The 22694-nt window shown below is 63.5% G+C and carries 18 protein-coding genes; 13 read left to right on the top strand and 5 right to left on the bottom strand.

The features are described 5' to 3' along the window. The first annotated feature begins 152 nt into the window (after positions 1–152). From RJ527_09850 to atpC, 7 genes are all read left to right on the top strand, one after another. A complete protein-coding gene (locus tag RJ527_09850; protein WND74350.1) occupies positions 153–683 on the top strand; it encodes a peptidoglycan-binding protein in 531 nt (176 codons plus the stop codon). A 56-nt stretch (positions 684–739) separates the two neighbouring features. Continuing rightward, complete coding sequence (locus tag RJ527_09845) at positions 740–1510, top strand: DUF2927 domain-containing protein (GenBank protein ID WND74349.1); 771 nt, start codon at positions 740–742, stop codon at positions 1508–1510. A 238-nt stretch (positions 1511–1748) separates the two neighbouring features. Next, positions 1749–2300, top strand: a complete 552-nt coding sequence (locus tag RJ527_09840) for a F0F1 ATP synthase subunit delta (GenBank protein WND74348.1) — start codon at positions 1749–1751, stop codon at positions 2298–2300. 15 nt (positions 2301–2315) lie between these two features. Continuing rightward, positions 2316–3851: a F0F1 ATP synthase subunit alpha gene (gene atpA / locus RJ527_09835; protein WND74347.1), complete on the top strand. Its 1536-nt coding sequence runs from the start codon at positions 2316–2318 to the stop codon at positions 3849–3851. 54 nt (positions 3852–3905) lie between these two features. Beyond that, positions 3906–4793, top strand: coding sequence for a F0F1 ATP synthase subunit gamma (locus RJ527_09830; GenBank protein ID WND74346.1), 888 nt, complete (start codon positions 3906–3908; stop codon positions 4791–4793). A 29-nt stretch (positions 4794–4822) separates the two neighbouring features. Beyond that, on the top strand, positions 4823–6247 hold the full coding sequence (gene atpD, locus RJ527_09825) for a F0F1 ATP synthase subunit beta (protein WND74345.1): 1425 nt from the start codon (positions 4823–4825) through the stop codon (positions 6245–6247). 31 nt (positions 6248–6278) lie between these two features. Beyond that, positions 6279–6680, top strand: a complete 402-nt coding sequence (gene atpC, locus RJ527_09820; protein WND74344.1) for an ATP synthase F1 subunit epsilon — start codon at positions 6279–6281, stop codon at positions 6678–6680. 120 nt (positions 6681–6800) lie between these two features. Here the strand turns inward: atpC and RJ527_09815 are convergent, their stop codons facing one another. After that, entirely contained in the window at positions 6801–8483 is a 1683-nt protein-coding gene (locus RJ527_09815; GenBank protein ID WND74343.1) for a ShlB/FhaC/HecB family hemolysin secretion/activation protein, read from the bottom strand. Positions 8484–8732: 249 nt separating this feature from the next. On the opposite strand from RJ527_09815, the gene RJ527_09810 reads away from it, so the two are divergent. From RJ527_09810 to RJ527_09795, 4 genes are all read left to right on the top strand, one after another. After that, the gene (locus RJ527_09810) at positions 8733–9770 is read left to right on the top strand and encodes a FecR family protein (GenBank protein WND74342.1); all 1038 of its coding nucleotides are present in this window, start codon (positions 8733–8735) and stop codon (positions 9768–9770) included. A 99-nt stretch (positions 9771–9869) separates the two neighbouring features. Next, a complete protein-coding gene (locus tag RJ527_09805) occupies positions 9870–12185 on the top strand; it encodes a CHASE2 domain-containing protein (GenBank protein WND74341.1) in 2316 nt (771 codons plus the stop codon). A 95-nt stretch (positions 12186–12280) separates the two neighbouring features. Beyond that, a complete protein-coding gene (gene sixA, locus RJ527_09800) occupies positions 12281–12763 on the top strand; it encodes a phosphohistidine phosphatase SixA (GenBank protein ID WND74340.1) in 483 nt (160 codons plus the stop codon). Further along, complete coding sequence (locus RJ527_09795; protein ID WND74339.1) at positions 12760–12957, top strand: hypothetical protein; 198 nt, start codon at positions 12760–12762, stop codon at positions 12955–12957. The genes sixA and RJ527_09795 overlap by 4 nt, the downstream gene beginning before the upstream one ends. Positions 12958–12975: 18 nt before the next feature. Here RJ527_09795 and uvrB read toward each other — a convergent pair whose 3' ends face one another. From uvrB to RJ527_09775, 4 genes are all read right to left on the bottom strand, one after another. Beyond that, the gene (gene uvrB / locus RJ527_09790; GenBank protein ID WND74338.1) at positions 12976–15162 is read right to left on the bottom strand and encodes an excinuclease ABC subunit UvrB; all 2187 of its coding nucleotides are present in this window, start codon (positions 15160–15162) and stop codon (positions 12976–12978) included. A 90-nt stretch (positions 15163–15252) separates the two neighbouring features. Further along, positions 15253–16611, bottom strand: coding sequence for an adenylosuccinate lyase (purB, locus tag RJ527_09785; GenBank protein ID WND74337.1), 1359 nt, complete (start codon positions 16609–16611; stop codon positions 15253–15255). A gap of 74 nt (positions 16612–16685) precedes the next feature. Continuing rightward, on the bottom strand, positions 16686–17264 hold the full coding sequence (locus RJ527_09780) for a class GN sortase (GenBank protein WND74336.1): 579 nt from the start codon (positions 17262–17264) through the stop codon (positions 16686–16688). 41 nt (positions 17265–17305) lie between these two features. After that, on the bottom strand, positions 17306–19717 hold the full coding sequence (locus RJ527_09775) for a marine proteobacterial sortase target protein (GenBank protein ID WND74335.1): 2412 nt from the start codon (positions 19715–19717) through the stop codon (positions 17306–17308). 272 nt (positions 19718–19989) lie between these two features. On the opposite strand from RJ527_09775, the gene RJ527_09770 reads away from it, so the two are divergent. Both RJ527_09770 and RJ527_09765 read left to right on the top strand, forming a co-directional pair. Continuing rightward, positions 19990–21273, top strand: a complete 1284-nt coding sequence (locus RJ527_09770; GenBank protein WND74334.1) for a PLP-dependent transferase — start codon at positions 19990–19992, stop codon at positions 21271–21273. 160 nt (positions 21274–21433) lie between these two features. Next, positions 21434–22636, top strand: coding sequence for a pyridoxal phosphate-dependent aminotransferase (locus tag RJ527_09765; protein ID WND74333.1), 1203 nt, complete (start codon positions 21434–21436; stop codon positions 22634–22636). The last annotated feature ends 58 nt before the right edge of the window (positions 22637–22694 follow it).

The following is a 22694-nucleotide window of genomic DNA, read 5'->3' as shown; positions in this document are numbered from 1 at the left end:
GCTCCCAACTGGAAACACAGGAACACGGAGCTGACGCATAGTCAGCGCGTCCTCGTCCGTGACACATCATTCATATTTTCTTGTTTTGTTCTTGACGCAAAAAGCGAAATAGGATATTATTCCTCTTTTAATTTTTGCTCGTGCGAAGCCCCATGCCCACCACACCCTTTAGCCCTTTCCAGTTTTCCGATTCCGATTTGCCCCGCCTGTCCGCGCCTGTCGGACCTGACGAAGTCAACCGGCCCGAAGATGTCGCGAAAATTGAAACGATTCTCAATCGCCTGGGCTACTTCCGATTGAACCCGTCACAGGGCCCATCTGGCATTTACCATTCGGAACTTATGGATGGCCTGAAAGCATTCCAGGCAGCGAATGCTCTTGTTCAGGATGGCGTTACCGATCCGCGGGGGCCGACGGTTCAATTATTTTCCCAGCAAATTGCCAAGGACCCGGGCCCCGACCACATTGACGACACCGCGCCGGTCACCCCACCGCCGGAAGACGAAAAGCATCCCCCATCGACACCCAGCCGCCCCGCAACGACCGATGAGGCGGCGGACAAGGCGGCGGAAAGTGCACTCGAACGCATCAAGCAGCAAATCAACCGCGGCCGTGGTGGTGGGTTTTTCTTGGAACCGAAAAATAATCCAAGAGGCTTTCCAAGGTGGCGTCCGCTAAATTAGCCCTATCGACCTGTTTCCTGCTTCGACAGTTTGGCCGTGGATGGAGCCCGTCGGCAATGAGCAACAACTTTGTCAAAAGCCTTTACTGCCTTTTGATGGCCTTCGCGCTATTCGGTACGTACGTATTCGGCGTGACCCAATATCGCGATGACAGGGACCGATTCTCCGGCCACGGCAGACTACGTGAATTCAATTTTGTCCTTGATGTCTTAACCGGACAAGAAACGAGCGACTGGTCATATCCGGTAACCCGCTGGACCCGTCCCGCAACGGTCGCGGTAACATATGGGGACGATGCTTTCCGGCTGGATGTTACATACGCCATCAACCAGATTAACAGCACCCTCGCGGGAACCGGAATGAGCTTGAGCCTCGTCACCGGCGAGGCGGATATCGTTATCGAAGGCCGGCCGCTCGGCTCTTTATGGAAGACCATGAGGTTGTGGAAGACCAAGGACAAGTATGGCTGCGAAGCCGAGGGAGCGGACTTCGGTTTTTTTTGTGCCATCTACAATGAGAAAACTGGCGCCACGGTCAAAGCGGTTGTGGGCGTCGCATCGGGCCTACCGGAACAACGAACCCGGTCGATTGTTCTAGAGGAACTCGTCCAGGTTCTCGGCCCCCAGAACGATGTCCCCCATTTCACGGACAGCCTGTTTTTTGAACCTGATGACGGCGCCCCGCCCTGGAACAAACAATTGTCACATCGCGACAACAAACTCCTCCGCTTTCTGTACCTGCACCTGGAGCCCGGCGACGGCCCGAAAGAGATATTAGCCGCCTTCAGGAAGCACTGGCCCACGATGACTTCCCATCTCCCGCGATAGGCCTTTAAGCCCCCTTAAATTCCCCCCGAAACGGGCCCAATCCGGGGTCTTTCACAGTCTGTGAAAAAACCCGGGCGACTCTGGTTGCATGCGCGAAACCTCTGTGGTAGGACTGGCCGCGCTTTCCAGGCGGGGCCCGCCGGAATTGGCGGGATTACGGCTGTTTTTTAGGCGCAATCCCTGTCCGAAACCGGCATCTCAGGGTCCGTAAAAAAAACTTAATCAAGGGGTTCCCCAGGTGTCATCGGATATCGCAGGCGCTTCCGGCCTTGCAGGTCGCTACGCGACCGCCCTTTACGAATTGGCCGCGGCCGACAAGCAGCTGGACACGGTCGCCCAGGATATGGCCGCGATCCGCGACATGGTCGATGAAAGCGCCGATCTGGCGCGCCTGATCCGCTCCCCCGTCATCGCCCGCGACAGTCAGATCGCCGCCATGGACGCGATCCTGACCAAGGCCGGGATTTCCGAGCTGACCAAGCATTTCGTCGGCGTCGTCGCGCAGAACCGCCGGTTGTTCGCGCTGACCGCCATGATCAAGCAGTTTCAAGGCATCTTGGCCCAGCACCGGGGTGAAATGACCGCCGAGGTCACGTCCGCCCAGGCGCTGAGCGACAAGCAGCGTCAAGCGATCGAGGATGGATTGAAAAAGGCCATGGGCACGAAAGTGGCCGTGGACGCCCGGGTTGACGAAGACCTTCTGGGCGGCCTCGTGGTCAAAATCGGCTCACGCATGATCGATTCCTCGATCAAAACCAAACTTCAGCAACTTCGCTTAAGCATGCGATAAGAGGGGATCCCGACAATGGAAATCCGCGCCGCGGAAATCTCCGCCATTCTCAAGAAACAGATTGCCGACTTCGGCTCGGAAGCCGAGGTCGCGGAAGTCGGCCAGGTGCTGTCCGTCGGTGACGGTATTGCCCGCGTCTACGGTCTGGACCAGGTCCAGGCCGGCGAAATGGTCGAATTCCCCGGCGGCATCAAAGGGATGGCGCTGAACCTGGAAACCGACAACGTCGGTATCGTCATTTTCGGCGACGACCGGGACATTAAAGAAGGCGACACCGTCAAGCGCACCGGCGACATCGTCGACGTGCCGGTCGGCAAGGCCCTGCTGGGCCGCGTCGTTGACGGCCTCGGCAACCCGATCGACGGCAAGGGCGAGATCGCGACCACCGAACGCTCCCTGGTCGAAGTCAAGGCGCCCGGCATCATTCCCCGGAAATCGGTGCACGAGCCCGTGCAGACCGGCCTCAAGGCCATCGACAGCCTGATCCCCGTCGGCCGCGGCCAGCGCGAACTGATCATCGGCGACCGTCAGACCGGCAAGACCGCCGTCATCATCGACACCATCCTGAACCAGAAGTCGGTCAACGAGAACGCCAAGGACGAGTCGGAAAAACTGTACTGCGTCTATGTCGCCATCGGCCAGAAGCGGTCCACCGTGGCCCAGCTGGTCAAGACCCTCGAAGACTACGACGCCATGAAGTATTCCATCGTCGTCGCCGCCACGGCTTCTGAGCCGGCGCCGATGCAGTTCCTGGCCCCCTACACGGGCTGCGCCATGGGCGAGTACTTCCGCGACAACGGCATGCATGCCGTCATCTTCTATGACGATCTGTCCAAGCAGGCCGTCGCCTACCGCCAGATGTCCCTGCTGCTGCGCCGCCCGCCGGGCCGCGAAGCCTATCCGGGCGACGTCTTCTATCTGCACTCCCGCCTGCTTGAGCGCGCGGCCAAGATGAACGACGAACTGGGCGCCGGTTCGCTGACCGCCCTGCCGGTCATCGAAACCCAGGCCGGCGACGTGTCGGCCTACATCCCGACCAACGTGATTTCGATCACCGACGGCCAGATCTTCCTGGAAACGGAACTGTTCTATAAGGGCATCCGCCCGGCCGTGAACGTCGGCCTGTCGGTGTCGCGCGTCGGTTCCGCCGCCCAGACCAAGGCCATGAAACAGGTCGCCGGCTCGATCAAGCTGGAACTGGCCCAGTACCGCGAAATGGCGGCCTTCGCCCAGTTCGCGTCGGACCTGGACCCGTCCACGCAGAAGCTGCTGGCCCGCGGCGCGCGCCTGACCGAGCTTCTGAAGCAGCCGCAGTATTCGCCGCTGACCGTCGCCGAACAGGTCGTCGTGATCTTCGCCGGCGTGAAGGGCTATGCGGATAAGATCGCCGTCGGCGACATCACGACCTACGAACGCCGTCTGCTCGACGCGGCCCGCGACAAGGGTGCCGACCTCCTGGCGACCATCACCAAGGAAAAGGCGCTCAGCGACGACACCACCGAGAAGCTGTCGAAGTTCCTGGACGACTTCACCAAGTCCTTCGCAGCCTAAGCGTCGGGATCGGTCATCAGCCCAACCTGACGGACAAACGGGGAAAGCGCTTTCATGCCTTCGCTTAAGGATCTGAAAATCCGGATCAACAGCGTCAAGTCGACGCAGAAGATCACATCGGCCATGAAGATGGTGGCGGCGGCGAAGCTGCGCCGTGCCCAGGAAGGTGCCGAGGCCGCCCGCCCCTATGCCCAGCGCATGGAGGGCATGGTGGCCGCCATCGGCGTCTCGATCGGCGACCCCACGGGGGCTCCCCGGATGCTGTCCGGCACCGGGGCGTCGGATGTCCATCTTCTCGTCGCCTGCACCGCCGACCGCGGTCTGTGCGGCGGTTTCAACGGCACCATCGTGCGTGAAACCCGCAACACGGCCCGCCGTCTGAAAGCCGACGGCAAGACGGTGAAAATCATCTGTGTCGGCAAGAAGGCGCGCGATCTTCTGAAGCGTGACATGGCGGCCGACATCGTCGACACCTTCGAAGGCATCGGCCGGCGCGGCGTCAAATACGACGAGGCCGAAGCCGTGGCCAAGAAAGTCACCGACATGTTCGAGGCGGGCGAATTCGACGTCTGCACCGTGATCTTCAACCGCTTCCAGTCGGCGATGACCCAGATCATCACCAAACAGCAGGTCATTCCCTTCCAACTGCCGGAAGGCGGCGACGAGGAAAAGACCAACGGCCCGTCCCCGGTCTATCTGTACGAACCGGAAGAACAGGAAATCCTCGCCGACTTGCTGCCCCGCAACCTCGCGGTGCAACTGTTCCAGGCGTTCCTCGAAAGCTCGGCCTCGGAACACGGCGCGCGCATGACCGCCATGGACAGCGCCACGCGCAACGCCGGCGACATGATCAACAACCTGACGCTGACCTACAACCGGACACGCCAGGCATTCATCACCAAAGAACTCATCGAAATCATCTCTGGCGCGGAAGCGCTTTAGAATGTCCGTTTAACGGGAGCTAGAAGACTATGGCTACGAACAGTGTTGGTAAGGTGACCCAGGTTCTGGGCGCCGTGGTGGACGTACAGTTTTCGGGCGACCTGCCCGCGATTCTGAACGCCCTGCATGTGAAGCTCGGCGACCGTGTTCTGGTCCTCGAAGTGGCGCAGCACCTGGGTGAAAACACGGTGCGCACCGTCGCCATGGACACCACGGACGGCCTGCAGCGCGGCACCGAAGTGACCGACACCGGCGACAGCATCACCGTTCCCGTCGGGCCGGAAACGCTCGGCCGCATCATGAACGTGATCGGCGACCCCGTGGACGAACGTGGCCCCGTCGTCACCAAGATGAAGATGCCGATCCACCGTTCGGCCCCGGAATTCCACGAGCAGTCGACGGAAACGGAAATTCTGACCACGGGCATCAAGGTCGTCGACCTGATCGCGCCCTACTCCAAGGGTGGTAAGATCGGCCTGTTCGGCGGCGCCGGCGTGGGCAAGACGGTGCTGATCATGGAACTGATCAACAACGTCGCCAAGGGCCACGGCGGTTATTCCGTGTTTGCCGGCGTCGGTGAACGTACCCGCGAAGGCAACGACCTGTACCACGAAATGATCGAATCGGGCGTTATCGACCTGGAAGGCGGCAATTCCAAGGCCGCTCTCGTCTACGGTCAGATGAACGAACCCCCGGGGGCCCGCTCCCGCGTCGCGCTCACCGGCCTGACCCAGGCGGAATACTTCCGCGACGAGGAAGGCCAGGACGTGCTGCTGTTCATCGATAACATCTTCCGCTTCACCCAGGCCGGCTCGGAAGTGTCGGCGCTGTTGGGCCGCATTCCCTCGGCCGTGGGTTATCAGCCGACGCTGGCCACTGACATGGGCGCGTTGCAGGAACGCATCACCTCGACCAAGAAGGGCTCGATCACGTCCGTGCAGGCCATTTACGTGCCGGCCGACGATTTGACCGACCCCGCGCCCGCGACGTCCTTCGCGCACCTGGATGCGACCACGGTGCTGTCGCGCCAGATCGCGGAACTGGGCATCTATCCGGCCGTCGATCCGCTCGATTCGACCTCGCGCATCCTCGATCCGCGCATCATCGGTGAAGAGCACTACGGCGTCGCCACCAGCGTTCAGCAGACCCTGCAGACCTACAAGTCCTTGCAGGACATCATCGCGATCCTGGGCATGGACGAACTGTCGGAAGAAGACAAGCTGACGGTCGCCCGCGCCCGCAAGATCCAGCGCTTCCTCAGCCAGCCCTTCCACGTCGCCGAAGTGTTCACCGGCACGCCGGGCGTTCTGGTGCCGCTCGAAGACACCATCAAGGGCTTCAAGGGCATCGTCAGCGGCGAGTACGACCACCTGCCGGAAGCGGCGTTCTACATGGTCGGCACCATCGACGAAGCCATCGAGAAGGCCAAACGCATGGCGGCGGAAGCGGCCTAAGGACCAGGTGCTGACAAAGGACATCCGATAAATGGCCGATACGATCCAATTCGATCTGGTTTCGCCGACAAAACTGGTGGCGTCGCAGGCCGTGGAGATGGTCGTCGTCCCCGGCGGCGAGGGCGACCTGGGTGTCCTGCCCGGCCACTCGCTGCTGATCGGCACCGTGCGCCCCGGCGTCATCGACATCCACGAAGGCGGCAAGGTGACCAATCGCATCTTCGTCGCCGGCGGGTTCGTCGAAGTCAATCCGGACACCTGCACGGTCCTGGTCGAAGAAGCGACGGCCGTCGCCGACATCGACAAGGCGGCCGCCAGCCAGCGCCTGCAAGACGCACAGAAGGCCCTCGCCGACGCCGGTGACGCCAAGGCGAAATCCGTCGCCGAAGGCGAAGTGAAAGTCGCCGAGGCGATGATCGCCGCAGCCGGCTGATCTGGTCTTCACCGAGTTAAAAAAAGCGCCGCGGTTTGCGGCGCTTTTTTCATGCGCCATATTCCTTCGCGCGAGGCACGCCGGCCGCCGGCGCCCGGGTTCGAGTAAGAGGCCCCTCTACTAGAGCCCCGCCCCCAGCGAGAACAAAACCCGCAAATCCTTGTCGGCCTCGGTCGAGACTTCGTGGTTAAGCGGCTTGGCCACCTGCATATCGGCATAGAAGCCCTTGGCGAAGCTTCCCCGCACCCCGATCCCGGCCGACGTCAGCGCCTGACGGCCGACGCCCTCGTTCCACACGAAACCGCCGTCATAGAACGCGTAGACGTCGAAACTGTCGATCCAGTCGGCAGGATTTTTGCCGGTGTAACGCAGTTCCAGCGCCCCCGCGGCGCCCCGGTCGCCGACAAGCTCGCCATAATCGTAGGCACGGCCATATTGACTGCCGCCAAGAGAGAATTCCGCCGCCGTCAGAAGCGGTTGATTGGCCCATTGGCCCTTGGCCTGCGCATAAAGGCCGAAGCCGCCCCACAGCTTTTGCATGCGGCGAATCTCGATTGTCACCTTGTCGAAGGTCGCCTTACCGTCGGATCGCGACAACTGACCGCTACCGGGGTTGGATGCGCCCAGGATGTCCAGACCGCGGGCGTAGACGGCCTTGGCGTAGAAATCCCCGTTGAGAAGCTTCGCGCGATAATACTCCAGACCGAGCCGGGCCGTACGGTTCCGGTCCTCGTAACTGGTCGCGCCGAGCGTATCTTCGTTCACGTTGTAGATATCGAACTCGCCGCTCGCCCACAGACTGTCCTGGCGGGTTCGCAGGATCGGATGGCGCAGGGACAGTTGCATGCGCCGGCTGTCCGATTCCGTTTCGCTGGCGGCCAGGCTGTCGCCGGCATCGACCTTGCTGCCCGACAGCGTTACTTCGCCGACGGTGCCCCAGCCGCCCAAGGGCCGTGACCATTTCACCTGGCCATAAAGCAGTTCGCGGGGGGCGTCGGGGATGGTGAACAAACCGAACTGTAGCCTGTCACCCATGGCGAGCAGCCCGTTGGCCGAGGCCGAGGCCCAAGTTTGCAGACGTCCCGACGACGGCGTGCCCCGGTTATCGACATAGAGATCCGCGTTGACCCCGGTTTCCTCCAACACGAGGTTCAGAACCTTGGCGGCCGGCTCATCGCCATCGCCGACGCTGGCATCGGCGACGGTGACGCCGGGAAGGTCGTTGACGAGCAGCATGGCGCGTTCGATGGTTTCCAGACGCACGGGCTTTTCCGCCAGAACCGGCGCCATATAGGACGCGATGATTCCGCCTTCTCGGCCTGTGCCACCGTAATCGATGCGCGCGACATGCCCTTCGGTGACGCGGATCTTCAGTACGCCGGCCAAAACATCCTGCGCCGGAACGTCGGCCTGTGAAAAAACGTAGCCGGCGTCGTGGTACGCCTGGGTGATCGACCGGGCAATTTCCTGAACCTCGACCTCCGTCACCTTGCGGGCGAGGTACTTGCCGTATAGCGGCGCCAGGGATGCCCGCGTAAAGGCCGTCGCGCCATCGATGACGACGGCGCTGAGCACGAACGAGAACGTATCCTTGATCGGCGTGATCTGGGAGGGCGGTAAAACCTCGAGATGCGGCTGCAATGTCTGGGGCCGGCGCGGCTGCTGATCATCGATGCGCTGTTCAATCTGCGTCGGGTCGGACGCCGTCGTCGCGGACTGGGCGACACCGTAACCGGGCCGACCAAAGGTCGCCGCGGCGACCACGCAAAACGCCAACCCCGCACGCCGCGAAACGCCGGTCATGAGCCCCGCCGGCGAATGGCGAAACCCGGTCGCGCGGGGCGTTTAAACATATCGGGCAATTCGTCCTCACATACCAAAGGCCATATTGCATCCCATGAGTATGATGGTTAACATGAATTTAACAAAGATAAAAAAATGAACAATATCAATGCTCTTTGGTGAAACAATAGGATTATTGGTTCAATTTTGAACCTTTTTTGACCGCACCGCCCCTTACGGTCAGGGGCACGGCCCAGAGAAGCGTTAAACATGATCAATTTCTTGTCCCGTCCCGCGCCGCTATTGCGCGTTATCACGGTCTTTCTGATGGCGGTCTTCGCCGCGATTCGGCCCGCCGCAGCCAACGATGGGGCCGCATGGCTTCTGGCCGAAAGCAGCGGCAATGTCCACATCACCACAAGCGGCGTTCGCCCCGTGGCGCTGACCACGGGCGACCTGATCGGGCCCGGCCAGCGCATCGTCACCGACACGGATGGACGCGCCGTCCTGCGCCGTGGCAAGAATACCATCGTCGTCTCGCCGAACAGCATCCTTGAGGTGCCGAGCGACGCCGCCGGCGGCCTGATGACGCGGATTCGCCATGTCCTGGGCACGCTTCTGTTCGACGTGGAAAAACGCAAGGAACAGCATTTCGAAGTCCTGACGCCCGACGTCGCGGTGGTTGTCAAGGGGACGACCTTTACCACCAGCGTGGGGCCCCAGGGCGCCGTCGTGCACGTTATCAGCGGTCTGGTCCAGGTCGCCGACATCCGGTCGGGCCAGAGTGTGTTCGTGCGCCCTGGTCAAACCGCCGTCAGCCCGACCGGCGGTGGGCGCGTCGATATACAAGGCGGCCCGTCGAGCGGTCCGAAGCCAAATGCTCCCAAGGCCGACGGCGACATCGACGCCAACGCCACCGAGACCGGCAAGGCGAACAAGGGCGGCGTGAAGATCGCACATAATATTTCCGGCCAAAACCGCTCCCTGGGCGCGGTCAGCGGCGGTCTTCTGCGCAAGGACGGCAACCCCGGCAAGGGGCATGGCAAGGGTACCGGCGAACCGGCCGGTCTGGACGCCGCCGGGTTTGAGGCCGGCACGAACGGAAACGGGCTGGCCCTGGGTCAGTTGCCCGGCTTTACACCGCCCGGCCTGACCAACGTCAGTGGAACCGGCGGCAACGGTCTGGCCTTGGGCCAGCAGCCCGGCTTCACGCCGCCTGGATTGATCGACAACCCGAACGCCAACGGCGGCAACCCGAACGCCCATGGTGGCAATCCGAACGCCAACGGTGGCAACGGCAAGAAATAACCGGCCCAAGCCCAAGATCGATAAAACCGCAGTTCAACCGGCGATAAAGGGGGCAAGATCATCGCCAAGGGCCTGACGCGAGGGGGGGTCAAGGTAGCCGTGCTTCGGCACCTGCCTTATGCCGTGATTTTTCTGGTTGTTGCGGCGTTGCACGCCACCGGCGCGCTATGGCCCATCGACCGGCTGTTCAATGACGCCGGGTTTGCCTTGTCCAAGCGGCCCGCGACGAATCATCTTGTCCTCGTGGAAATGGATCCGCATGCGCTGGAGAAGATCGGGGTGTGGCCCTGGCCGCGTTCGGTTCACGCCCGCCTGCTCGACCGCCTGATCGATGCCGGCGTCAGCGAAATCGGCTACGACGTCGATTTCTCCTCACGCTCCACCCCCGCCGAAGACAAGGCCTTGGCCGACGCCCTGAAACGGGCGCGGGACAAGGTCATCCTGCCGGCCTTCCGGCAACGGCCGAACGCGCGGCACAGCGGCCTGAATACCCACGACACGCTACCGCTGCCGGCGTTCCTGAAACACGTCCAGCTGGGCAATGTCGTTTTCCGGCCCACGACGGACGGCCTGATTCGGCAGATGTCCGTCACGGTCCCCTGGCGGGGCGGCGCCGTGCCGGCCATGTCGGCGCTGCTCGCCGGTCCCGCCGCTTTCAACATCGAGACCTTTAACATCGACTTTGCGATCGATGTCACCACCATCCCCCGCTATTCCCTGATTGATGTTCTGGAACGCCGTGTGCCCGACAATGCGTTGAAGGGCAAAAAGATTCTGGTCGGAGCCGCCGCGACGGAATTGGGCGATCAACATGCCGTCCCGGTTTATGGCCGGCTGCACGGGATCGAACTTCAAGCCTTGGCCTTCGAAAGTCTCGTCCAGGGCCGCGCACTGCAGACGGCGCGGCCGGAAGCGGTGATCATCGGCCTGCTTCTGATCACGCTGATGCTGGGCGCGCGCCTGGAAATTCTCCGCTGGCAGACCAGCGCGGTGATCGGCGGTGTGCTCGCGACGGGCTATGTCGTCTTCGTGCTCATGCTCCAAACCATCCTGCCTGTCGTGCTGCCCGCAACCGCCATACTTCTGTTGGTCGGGTCTTTCGTGTTGTTTTCCGCCTACCGCGACCTGTGGGCCAACGCCATCCTGATCTTTCGCCAGCGCATGAACCTAATCCACCAGCGCGCCTTCATTCATGAAGTGCTGGAGAACAGCTTTGACGGGCTTGTGGTCACGGATTCGGACGGACTCATCGTTGCCCATAACGACGCCGCGCGTGTTCTGCTGCGGACCGGCGACGGCGAATTGACGGGACGCGCCCTCAACGAATTCCTGCCGGCAAACAAGGAATTTCTGTTTCCCGGCATGGTGAAGGACAACGTCGATACGGAGACCGCGTCGCGCACGCCCATCGTCATCCGATTCAACCCGCATTACGACCCGGAATACTATCTGGAATTCATGCCCGGCCGGTTCCGCCGCCAGGTTTCGCACCGCGTCCAGGCAGAGCGGCGGCAAACCGACCGTATCTTCCACACCTATACCTTCCGCGACGTGACGGAGCGCGTGAATCACGAGATCGCCGGCCGGCTGGAGAAGGAACACGCGCTCGAGCAGAGCCGGGCGAAATCCGAAGTTCTGGCCAGCATGTCGCACGAACTACGCACACCGCTCAACGCGATTCTCGGCTTTTCCGAGATCATGAAGAACGAGATTCTCGGCCCCCTGACCGCCAATTACCGCAGCTATGCAGACGGCGTCTATGAAAGCGGCAAGCACCTTCTCAACCTGATCGATGAAATGCTCGACGTGGCGCGCATCGACGGCGGCCAGTTCACCCTGAACGAAGCCCTGTTCGACGTCGGTCAGACGTTGACCCGGTGCATGCGCATCGCCGAGGGCTGGCGCGACACCCGCAACAGGTTCATCAGCCTGGAACTGGCCGAAGACCTGCCGCAGATGATGGGAAGCGCGCGTCTGGTCACGCAATGCGTCATCAACACCCTGTCCAACGCCATCAAGTATTCCGGCGAAAGCGACGCCGTGACCCTGAAGGCACGCATGAGCAACGAGGGTGACTTGGTGATCGAGGTCGTCGATACGGGCATCGGCATCGACCCCGACCAGATCGAATTCGTCACGAAACCTTTCTACCGCGCCGGCGGGGTATCGACCCGCGCCGCCACCGACAGTGTCGGCCTGGGCCTGTCCCTGGTCGATGCCTATGTACGCGTCCACGGCGGGCGTCTGGAGATATTCAGCCAACCGGGCCTGGGCACCAACGTGCGGATGACATTCCCCGCGGCACGCCTGTTCACCGCTGATGACGCGGCGCCCGAGGATACTCCCGAACCGCCTCCTGGACCGGGCGATTCGCCGCGGGACGACAACGTCATCGATTTTCGCAATAAGTTTTAGCGACCCCGCCAGCTGACCATTTGGCGGTGCCCTTCGGCCTGTTATAACAGTGCTGTCAAAAAATAAAAAACAGACCAAAGAAGGGAATGTCGTCCATGCGTCTTTACCTCGTGCGTCACGGCCTTGCACTGGCCAAGGACGAAAACCCGGATCGACCGCTCAGCGATCAGGGCCAGAAAGACGTGAAACGCATGGCGTCGTTTCTCGGCCGGGCCGGCGTGCGGGTCACCCGCGTCATCCATTCGGAAATTCTGCGCGCCCAACAGACCGCCATGCACCTGTCCGCCGTGATCGGACCCGGGCGCATCGTCGAGGAAATGAGGGACCTGAAGCCGTCGTCGCGCCTGGACAGTCTGGTCCAGGCCGCGTCCGGGTGGACCGAGGACACCCTGGTCGTCGGTCACGATCCGTTCATGAGCCGCATCACGTCTTTCTTCACCGCGGGCGATGCCAACGCCGGGGTGATCGCCTTCGATCCGGGTGCCGTGGTCTGCCTGGAACGCGACCCCATCATCACGGAGAACGGCGGCCATTGGACCATCCTGTGGCACATGAGCCCGGTCTTGTTGAGCGCATGATGGCAAATGTCGCCAGCGGCCCCGGCGCCATCATATTGCTGATCGTGGTGGTCTATCTGCTGATCCGCGTGTTCATCGTCGCCCATCCCAAGAACGAGCGCACGGTGGTCGAAGTGTTCGAGAACATGCTTCTCGAACTGATCGGCGCCGCGGTCATCGTGATCGGCGTGCTGATCCTGCCGCTGTTTCTGTAACCGTCCAGACGGCGTCGCTCACGACCGCCGTTTCGGTGCCCGGGAGGCCGCCTTGCGCGCCCCCTTGCCCTTGGGTTTCCAGGCCGGGCCGCCGGGGCTGCGCTTTTCAGCCCCCGGCTTGCGGCTGACCAGTTTGGAGGGCGCCGTACCGGGGGCGGCCAATCCCAGATCGACCGCTTCCAGCCTTCGGATTTCGTCGCGCAGGCGGGCGGCTTCCTCGAATTCCAGGTTGCCGGCGGCCTTGCGCATCTTGTCGTTCATGTCGGCGATAACGGCGGCAAGGTTATGGCCGGCCAGATGCGTTTCGCCGGCGACGCCCGTGTCGACGGTCATGTAATCGCCCTCGTAAACGCTTTCCAGCGCCTTGGAGAAGCCCTTCTTCACGCTTTCCGGGGTGATGCCGTGGGCGAGGTTGTATTCCTGCTGCTTTTCCCGCCGCCGTTCGGTTTCCGACAGGGCGTAGTCCAGGGCCTCTGTCATATTGTCGGCATAGAGGATGACCCGGCCGTCCAGGTTGCGCGCGGCGCGGCCGATGGTCTGCACCAGCGATGTCTTGGAACGCAGATAGCCCGGCTTGTCGGCATCGAGAATACAGACCAGGGCGCATTCGGGGATGTCCAGACCCTCCCGCAAAAGGTTAATACCGACCAGTACGTCGAAAGCGCCCAGACGCAGATCGCGGATGATTTCGATGCGTTCCAGGGTATCGATGTCGGAATGCATGTAGCGCACGCGCACGCCCTGTTCGTGGAGGTATTCGGTCAAGTCCTCGGCCATGCGCTTGGTCAGCGTGGTCACCAGGGTGCGCTGGCCCTTGGCGGCCGTTTCCTTGACCTCCATCAGCAGGTCGTCGACCTGATTTTCCACCGGCCGGACGATACAGAGCGGATCGATGAGCCCTGTCGGCCGCACCACCTGCTCGGTTATTACGCCTCCGGTACGATTAAGCTCCCACGGGCCCGGCGTGGCCGAGACGAACACCGTCTGCGGGCGCATGCCGTCCCATTCCTCGAACTTGAGCGGCCGGTTGTCGACACAGCTGGGCAGGCGGAAGCCGAATTCCGACAAGGTCGTTTTGCGCGCGTAATCGCCTTTGAACATGCCGCCGATCTGCGGCACCGTGACATGGCTCTCATCGACCACCAGAAGGGCATTTTCCGGTAGGTATTCGAACAGCGTCGGCGGCGGCTCGCCGGGGGCGCGGCCCGTAAGGTAACGGCTGTAGTTTTCGATTCCGGAACAATGTCCCGTGGTCTCCAGCATCTCGATATCGAAGGTCGTGCGTTCCTGCAGCCGTTGCGCCTCCAGAAGCTTGCCCTCGGCGGTCAGGCGGGCAAGCGTTTCCTTCAGCTCGGCCTTGATCTGGGGGATCGCCTGCATGAGGGTCGGGCGCGGCGTCACGTAGTGGCTGTTCGGATACACAATGATCTCGTCCAGGGTCGCGATCTTGTCGCCGGTCAGAGGGTCGATCTCCCACATCGCCTCGACCTCATCGCCGAACAGGGACAGCCGCCAGGCCCGATCCTCCAAGTGCGAGGGGAAGATTTCCACGACATCGCCCCGCACCCGGAATGTCCCCCGCACGAAGGATGCGTCGTTGCGCTTGTATTGCAGTTCGACCAACTGCTTTAGCAGTTTTTGCCGGTCGACGACGGACCCGGCCTTCAGACGCACGATCATTTCCGCATAGGTCTCGACGGCGCCGATACCGTAGATGCAGGACACCGAGGCGACGATCACCACGTCGTTGCGTTCCAGCAGGGCGCGGGTCGCCGAATGGCGCATACGGTCGATCTGTTCGTTGATGGAGGCGTCTTTTTCGATATAGGTATCCGTGCGCGGCACGTAGGCTTCCGGCTGGTAGTAGTCGTAATAGCTGACGAAATATTCGACCGAATTGTCCGGGAAGAATTCCTTCATCTCGCCGTACAATTGCGCCGCCAAAGTCTTGTTGGGCGCCAGCACCAGGGTCGGCCGGTTCAGATTGCGGATGACATGGGCCATGGTAAACGTCTTGCCCGAGCCGGTAACGCCGAGCAAAACCTGATCCCGCTCCCCCGCCTCCAACCCCGCCGTCAGCTCGGCGATGGCCTCGGGCTGGTCGCCGGCCGGGGAATATTCGCTTTGCAGGTCGAACACGGGGCCGCCCGCGACCGCCGGCCGCCGCGACGGATGATAAAGCGCCGGATCGTTTTTCAGTTCCATGACCATGGCTGATTATATAGGCGCTGCGCGCCCGCCGGTCATCCCTTGGCTTGGCAAAATCCCCGGGATGCCGGCAGGCCTGGCACGGCCCTAGGACTTAGGATTCAGAATGGCGTCCACAAGCTGCGCCGACAGGCCCGTGTAGCGCGCCGGATCAAGCAGGATATCCAGTTCCTCGGCGGTCATGATCTCCGCCACCCGGGCGTCCTCCAGCAACAGGTCACGGAACACCTTGCCTTGTTCAAAGGCCGTCATGGCCGCTTCGTAGACCACGTCATGGGCCGTGTTGCGGCCGATGGTCTCGCCCAGTTTCATCATCACCGCCTCGGACAGCAGCAGGCCGCCGGTCAGGTCGAGGTTGCGGCGCATGTTGTCGGCCCGCACGGTCAGCCCGCCGGTGACCATCACCGCCTTGCGCAGCGCCGATTCCGTCAGGCAGCTGACCCGCGGCACGAAATCCCGTTCGACCTGGTTGGCGACCTTGTCCCGTTCGTGGTCGGCGATCATGCTTTCGAAGGCCGGCGGCACGCAGGCCCAGGCCAGGCGGACGATGCCTTGGGTCACCTCGCAGATCGCCGGGTTGCGTTTCTGCGGCATGGTCGAGGAACCGACCTTGCCGGGCTTGTGCGGTTCCTCCAGCTCGGCCGCTTCCGTGCGTTGCAGGGTCGCGACCTCGCGAACGATGCGGCCCATGGTGCCGGCGATGCTGGCCAGCACGGCCGCGTATTCGGTGAATCGGTCCTTGGCGACGTGCCAGGAAATCGCCGGCGCGCCGAGCCCCAGGTCGGCCATCATCCGGGCCGCGACCTCGGGCCCTTTCTCGCCGACCGCCGCATGAGTGCCGACGGCGCCGGAGAACTGGCCGACCAATACCCGCGCGGCCATCTGATCCAGGCGTTCCCGCTGGCGGCGGATTTCGTCGATCCAGACGGCGACCTTGTAGCCGAAGGTGATCGGCAGGGCCTGCTGACCATGGGTGCGCCCGGCCATGGGGGTGTCGCGGTGTTCCTTGGCGAGCTTGACGCAATTGGCTTCCAATTCGCCCAGGCCGTCCCGGATCAGCGCCACCGCGTCCTTCATTTGCAGGACAAGGCCGGTGTCCATGACGTCCTGGGTGGTCGCCCCCCAATGGACGTATTCGCCGGCCTTCTTGTCGCCCTGGGCCTCGCATTGCGCGGCCATGGCGCGGACCAGCGGCACGATGGGGTGGCTGGTACGGGCCATTTCGTCGCGGATCGCGTCGAAATCGTACAACGACATGTCGGCGGCCTTGGTGATCTGCGCGGCCGCACTTTCGGGAATGATGCCGAGGGCCGCTTCGGCGCGGGCGAGGGCCGCTTCCATATCGAGAAATTTTTGCAGGGTCGCGGTGTCGTCGAATGCCGCGCGCATGGCGGGGGTCGAGAACTGATCGCGGTAAAGGACGCTGTCGATGCCGGAAACGGCCATGAAATGTTCCTCCTGGAGGCGTGGTTTCTTATTGAAGAGGCCGCCATGTTAGGGGGAACTGCGGGCCAGGTTAATCAGAATCGCTTTTCCGCCGTGACGATCAGGCGCAGCGGCCCGCCCGGCGTCCAGTCCTCGAACGGATAGCAGGTGATCAGGGTCAGCAGATTTGTCTCCGGATGCAGCATGACCTGCTCGCTTCGCGTATCGATGACCCGGCGTTCGACAATGCGGAAGCCGCTTTCGGCGCCCGACGGCTGTTCGACGCGAATCAGGTCGCCGATCCGGGCGTCCTTCAGATAGGCGAAATGGGTGTCGCGGTGGGCCGAGACGACGCTGTGCCCCGGCTGGCCCGGCAGGGCCGTGCCGTCGACATGGCCGGGGCCGAAGGCCAGCGTGCTGCCCGACGCTCCGGCGAGCACGATGTTCGAGCCCCCCAGACGGTCAATGCCGAGCCGCGCCACCGGCGTCATGTCGGCCCAGGGCCAGGGCCGCGCCAGCATGCCCGAGGGGGCTTGGTTAGCGCGCGCCTGATCCCAGGCATGTTCCAGCAGCATCTGCGCCGCCCAGGCCTTGGCCGGGATATAGGCGCCCCAGGCAAAAAAAACCAGGCCGGCGACGGCAAGAAGGACCGCCGCCAGCCTGTAAGGTGCCATGGAGGCAGGGAGCAAACGCGAAAAACGGGCGGCCAGGGTCATCAATCGGCCCCTTCCGAATCGCTGCGGCGGCGCGGCCGCGGGCCGCGCCAGCCGAGGGCAAGGATGGCGAGCGCGGCGAGCACGAACAGCACGCCGAGCCCCATGTAGGCATGAGCCGGGGTCGCCGTCTGCGGCGCCGCCGCCAACGGCGTGCCGGGAACGGCGGCCGTGAGATGGGCGCGCATGGCCGGGTCCGTCCGGTCGAAGGCCAGGGTCGCGGCCTGCCCGGCGGGCATCGGGGTTGCCGGGGCCATGGTCTTTTGCGGGCCCGGCACAGGGGATCGCACGGGTGTCGCGGGCGCCCCTTCCAGGCCGTCGCGGTCCCAGCCCGCCGGCAGGTTTGTCGGCACCTGGGCGGTCGCCAGGGGCGTGCCGGCGGAACGCACCGGCTCGCTCTCCAGATCGACGGCGACCAGACTGGTGAACTTGCTGACCAACCCCAGGGAGAGCGCCGTATCGACGATTTCCCGGCGGATTTCGACGCGGGCGGCGTCGGCATCATGGGGTTCGAGATGCAGGCCGACCGTCCGCATGTTGGCCATCAATTGGCGGATCTTCTCGCGGCCCCACAGGCCCGCCACGCCGGGTGCTGTGGCCCCGCCGGTGATGGTCACCGATTGTTCCCAGAACCGTCCACCCAGGCGGCCCGAGACCTTCATCTCCGGCCCGGCGCCGTTCAGTTTCATTAACGCGACCAAGGGCTCGCCCGCATACAGGTCCGGCAAGGACCGGGGCCAGACCTCGACTATCTGCGCGCCGTCCCCCGAATGTTCACTGGCGGGCCAGGTCAAGGCGACATCGGTCAAGGCCGGACGTTCCAGCTTGAGGAACAGTTCGGCCATGCGTTCCTTGATCTCGTTCGCCGACTGGATGAACGTATAGGTGCCGCGTCCGGCGCGGGCCGCGCGGGTCATCAAAAATCCGTTGGGCGCCGATCCGATGCCGACCGTGAACAGGCGCGCGTCGCCGATGCGCCCGTTGATGAGGGACAGCAGACGGTCCTCGTCACCGACGGCGCCGTCGGTGATCAGCACGATCTGCTTGAGACGCGACCGGGTTTCCTGCCCCATGTCCTCGGCCGGGCCGTGCACACCGGCCAGCGCCGCCGTGACGGCGTTGACGATTTCCGTGCCGCCTTCGGCCTCAAGCCCCCGCACGTAGGCCTGGGCGCGGGCGATGGCCGCGGCATCGGCGGCGACCGGCAGCGGCGTCAGATCCGAATAGCCCGAGGCGAAGCGGATGAGGCGGAAGCGGTCGGCCAGGGTCAGGCGATCCAGCGCCATGACCACCGCCTCCTTGGCTTGGGCCAAAGACGCGCCCTTCATGGACCCGGACGTATCGAGAACGAAGGTCACGTCGCGGGCCGGCCGCGGCAGGGCGAGCCCCGCGCCGCCGGACACGGGCGGCATCAGCATCAACAAGCCGTAGGTGTCGTCGCCTACCTTTTCCCAGAAAAACCCGGCCTGGGGGCCCGCCCCCGCCTCTGCCGGGGCCCAACGCAGGACGAAATCACGGTCGGCGGGCACCGCGTCGCCGTTAAGCCGCACCACCGCCTGACCGGCGTCGGGCCGTTCAACGGTGATGTCATGGCCGGGGCTGGCGATCCTGCCGATGTCAAAGCCAGCGGCGATGGCAACCTGGAGCGTCACCGGATTGCCCTTGCCGGCGGCCGGTTCGCGCAGCGGCGGCGTGATCTTGGAGGCATCGGGCACCAGGTTCGTGTCCTGGGCCCAGCCCGTGCCGCCCGCGAAATTCACGGGATGAGCGCGGCCCGCGATATAGCGCGGCCCCACGACCAGCGGCAGGCGCAGGGTGAACTGTCCGTCGTGGAAGGCCAGGCGTTCCTGAAACTCGATGGCGACGGTGATTTCCTCGCCGGGGCCCAGATTAGCGACGGCGGTGGTGAAGATGTTGGGCCGCTGCTGTTCAACCAGGGAAGCCCGGCGTCCCGTGTTCTTGGCCGCCGTGTACAGGCGCCGCGCCTCGGCCCGTTCCTTGATGACGCCCTCGGTCACGCGTCCGCCGACGGTCATCTTCAGGCGATCGACGGCGCCGTCCGGCGGCAGGGGATAGGTGTAGATGGCCTCGGTCCAGCGCATCGTGGGGTTGCGGAAGCGGTGCGTCACGGCATAGCGGGCGATCAGGCCCGAAACCCGGACCCTGATATCCGTGCCCAGCAGCGGCGCGGCCCGCACCCGGGCGGCGCCGTCGTCATCGTGTCCCCCGTCATCTCCGGCCGGCAGGAACAGCCCGCCCAGGTCCATCGCCGCCGCCGGAACGACCGTCGGCCGCGCGGCCGGGCCATCGGCCCGCGCCGATGACGTCGCCATGGCCGTCATCAGAACCAGGGTTAAGGCCAAAGCCAGGGGAAAGGCCCACCAGCGGCGGCCGATGACGGTGACGATGGGCATGGTGCGCGTCCCTCCCGGCGGGGTTCCGCCTTAAACGATCCGGAAACCGCCCGGGATGGTCTCGGTCCACGGGGCGGCGGCTGACGCCATTGATGGGGGGAGAGTGGGGCCGCCCTAGGGTTCGCCCGAGGTCTTTTAAAGGCAGGGAAGCCGCGATTTCGCCATAGTTCCCGCGCGGCGGGAATTGTTCCGTTCCCGGGGCTTCAACACGGCCCAAAAACGATCTAGTTTACGCGCCACCCAGAGGGAAGCGGGTTGAAGGAGACATCCCCATGCATAAGAACACGATCTGCCTGCACCACGGCTACCGCGCCGACCCGGCAACCAATTCCGTCGCCGTGCCGATCTACCAGACCACGTCCTATCAGTTCGACGACACCGCCCATGCGGCGCGCCTGTTCGGGCTGGAAGAGCTCGGCAACATCTACACCCGCATCATGAACCCGACCTGCGACGTGCTGGAACAGCGCATGACCGCCTTCGAAGGCGGCGTCGCGGCGCTTGCCGTCGCATCGGGCCAGGCGGCATCGGCCATGTCGGTGCAGAACATCGCCCAGGTCGGCGACAACATCGTCGTATCGACGGACATCTACGGCGGGACCTGGAACCTATTCGGCAACACCCTCAAGACGATGGGCATCGAAACCCGCTTCGTCGACCCGTCGGATCCGGAAAATTTCCGCCGCGCCACCGACGACAAGACCCGCGCCTATTACGGCGAAACCTTGGCCAACCCGAAGTTACGGGTGTTCCCCATCGCCGCGGTCGCGGCCATCGGCCGTGAACTGGGCGTGCCGTTGATCATGGACAACACGGCGGCGCCGACCCTGTGCCACCCCTTCGAACACGGCGCCGCGGTCATCGTTTACTCCATGACCAAGTACATCGGCGGGCACGGCACCTCGATCGGGGGGATGATCATCGACGGCGGCAATTTCGATTGGGAAAAGCATGCCAAGCGCTTCCCCATGCTGACCCAGCCGGATTCCAGCTATCACGGCGCCGTCTGGACCGAGGCCGCCAAGGGTCTGGGCGCCCCCATCGCCTATATTCTGAAGGCGCGGACCACCATGCTGCGCGACATGGGGCAGGCGATGAGTCCGTTCAACGCCTGGATGTTCATCCAGGGCCTGGAAACCCTGCCGCTGCGCATGCGCGAGCATTGCCGCAACGCCGAAACGGTGGCGCGCCACCTGGCGGCGCATCCGGCGGTGACCCGCGTCATCTTCCCCGGCCTGGAAAAGGATGGCGACATCCGCGACCAAGGGGAAAAGACCATGCCCGGCGGATGGGGCGGTCTGGTCGGCTTTGAGCTGACCGGCGGCGGCGCCAGCGGCGCCAAGTTCATCGACGCCCTGAAGATGTTCTATCACGTGGCCAATATCGGCGACGTGCGGTCACTGGCCATTCATCCCTGGTCGACGACGCACCAACAGCTGAGCGACGAAGAAAAAATCGCCGCCGGCGTCACCGAAGGCTATGTGCGGCTGTCGGTCGGCATCGAGCACATCGACGACATCATCGCCGACCTGGACCAAGCGCTCGCGGCGCTGTAACCGCCCGTCGTCACCGTTTGCCGAAGAACGCCGGGGCGGCATGCGTCCCGGCGTTTTTCATTGCGTGTCTTGCCTGAAACAAAAGGGCGGCGTAGTCTCCGGGCGGCCCGAAAACAGGGCCGCCGCCGTTTCCCACGGACCAGAATACAAGGACCCGATCATGGCCTTCCTCGCCGACCGCCTTGCCGCCATCAAACCGTCACCGACCATCGCCGTCACCCAGAAGGCCAACGACCTGAAGGCCCAGGGCAAGGACGTCATCGGCCTCGGCGCCGGTGAACCCGATTTCGATACACCCGCCCATATCATCGAGGCGGCGAAAAAGGCGCTCGACGCCGGCATGACGCGCTATACCTCGGTCAACGGCATCCCGGAACTGCAGGATGCCATCATCGCCAAGTTCAAGCGCGACAGCGGCCTGGACTACGCCCGCGACCAGATTCACGTCAGCTGCGGTGGCAAGCCGGTGATCTTCAACGCCTTCATGGCGACCATCAACCCGGGTGACGAGGTCATCGTGCCGGCCCCTTATTGGGTGTCCTACGCGGACATCCCGTTGATGTTCGGCGCCAAGGTGACCGTCGTCCAGTGCGGCGCCGAAAACAATTTCAAGCTGAAGCCGGAACAACTCGACGCGGCGATCACGCCGAAGACCAAGTGGCTGGTCTTCAATTCCCCGTCGAACCCGACCGGCGGCGCCTATACCCGCGACGAAATCAAGGCCCTGACCGACGTTCTGTTGCAGCATCCGCATGTCTGGATCTTCTGCGACGACATCTATGAAAAGCTGGTCTACGACGGCTTCCAGTTCACCACCATGGCCCAGGTCGAACCCCGGCTGTACGACCGCATCGTGACCATGAACGGCATGTCCAAGGCCTATTGCATGACCGGCTGGCGCGTCGGCTATTGCGGCGCGCCCAAGGAACTGGTCAAGGCCATGACCATGATCCAGTCCCAGGGCATCACCCATACGGCCGCCGTGTCGCAGGCCGCCGCCGTGGCGGCATTGAACGGCCCGCAGGACTTCATCGAAAAACACAACGCGATCTTCAAGGAACGCCGCGATCTGGTCGTCAGCATGTTGAACCAGGCCAACGGTCTGTCCTGCGCCACGCCGGAGGGCGCCTTCTACGTCTATCCGTCCTGCGCCGGCACCATCGGCAAGAAGACCCCGTCGGGCCAGATCATCCAGAACGACGAGGACTTCGTGACCTACGTCCTGGAATCCGAAGGCGTCGCCGCCGTGCATGGCGCCGCGTTCGGGCTGGAACCCCATTTCCGCATTTCCTACGCCACGGCCACGGATGTGCTGGAAGACGCCTGCCAGCGCATCCAACGGGCCTGCGCCAACCTGAGTTGACCGCCCATCGACCTGGGCTCTAACGCTGTAATTGCTTTTCCGCGCGTGTTCCCGTTTG

This window comes from Thalassospiraceae bacterium LMO-SO8 (assembly GCA_031655335.1).
In the GTDB taxonomy this organism is placed as follows: domain Bacteria; phylum Pseudomonadota; class Alphaproteobacteria; order Rhodospirillales; family Casp-alpha2; genus UBA1479.
This window is presented reverse-complemented; position numbering and strand designations above follow the sequence as displayed.

Bases quoted from the DNA above. Each gene is read 5' to 3' on its own strand.
- RJ527_09850 (WND74350.1), top strand. From the start codon at position 153: ATGCCCACCACACCCTTTAGCCCTTTCCAGTTTTCCGATTCCGATTTG.
- RJ527_09845 (WND74349.1), top strand. From the start codon at position 740: ATGAGCAACAACTTTGTCAAAAGCCTTTACTGCCTTTTGATGGCCTTC.
- atpA (WND74347.1), top strand. From the start codon at position 2,316: ATGGAAATCCGCGCCGCGGAAATCTCCGCCATTCTCAAGAAACAGATT.
- RJ527_09830 (WND74346.1), top strand. From the start codon at position 3,906: ATGCCTTCGCTTAAGGATCTGAAAATCCGGATCAACAGCGTCAAGTCG.
- atpD (WND74345.1), top strand. From the start codon at position 4,823: ATGGCTACGAACAGTGTTGGTAAGGTGACCCAGGTTCTGGGCGCCGTG.
- atpC (WND74344.1), top strand. From the start codon at position 6,279: ATGGCCGATACGATCCAATTCGATCTGGTTTCGCCGACAAAACTGGTG.
- RJ527_09815 (WND74343.1), bottom strand. From the start codon at position 8,483: ATGACCGGCGTTTCGCGGCGTGCGGGGTTGGCGTTTTGCGTGGTCGCC.
- RJ527_09810 (WND74342.1), top strand. From the start codon at position 8,733: ATGATCAATTTCTTGTCCCGTCCCGCGCCGCTATTGCGCGTTATCACG.
- sixA (WND74340.1), top strand. From the start codon at position 12,281: ATGCGTCTTTACCTCGTGCGTCACGGCCTTGCACTGGCCAAGGACGAA.
- RJ527_09795 (WND74339.1), top strand. From the start codon at position 12,760: ATGATGGCAAATGTCGCCAGCGGCCCCGGCGCCATCATATTGCTGATC.
- uvrB (WND74338.1), bottom strand. From the start codon at position 15,162: ATGGAACTGAAAAACGATCCGGCGCTTTATCATCCGTCGCGGCGGCCG.
- purB (WND74337.1), bottom strand. From the start codon at position 16,611: ATGGCCGTTTCCGGCATCGACAGCGTCCTTTACCGCGATCAGTTCTCG.
- RJ527_09780 (WND74336.1), bottom strand. From the start codon at position 17,264: ATGGCACCTTACAGGCTGGCGGCGGTCCTTCTTGCCGTCGCCGGCCTG.
- RJ527_09775 (WND74335.1), bottom strand. From the start codon at position 19,717: ATGCCCATCGTCACCGTCATCGGCCGCCGCTGGTGGGCCTTTCCCCTG.
- RJ527_09770 (WND74334.1), top strand. From the start codon at position 19,990: ATGCATAAGAACACGATCTGCCTGCACCACGGCTACCGCGCCGACCCG.
- RJ527_09765 (WND74333.1), top strand. From the start codon at position 21,434: ATGGCCTTCCTCGCCGACCGCCTTGCCGCCATCAAACCGTCACCGACC.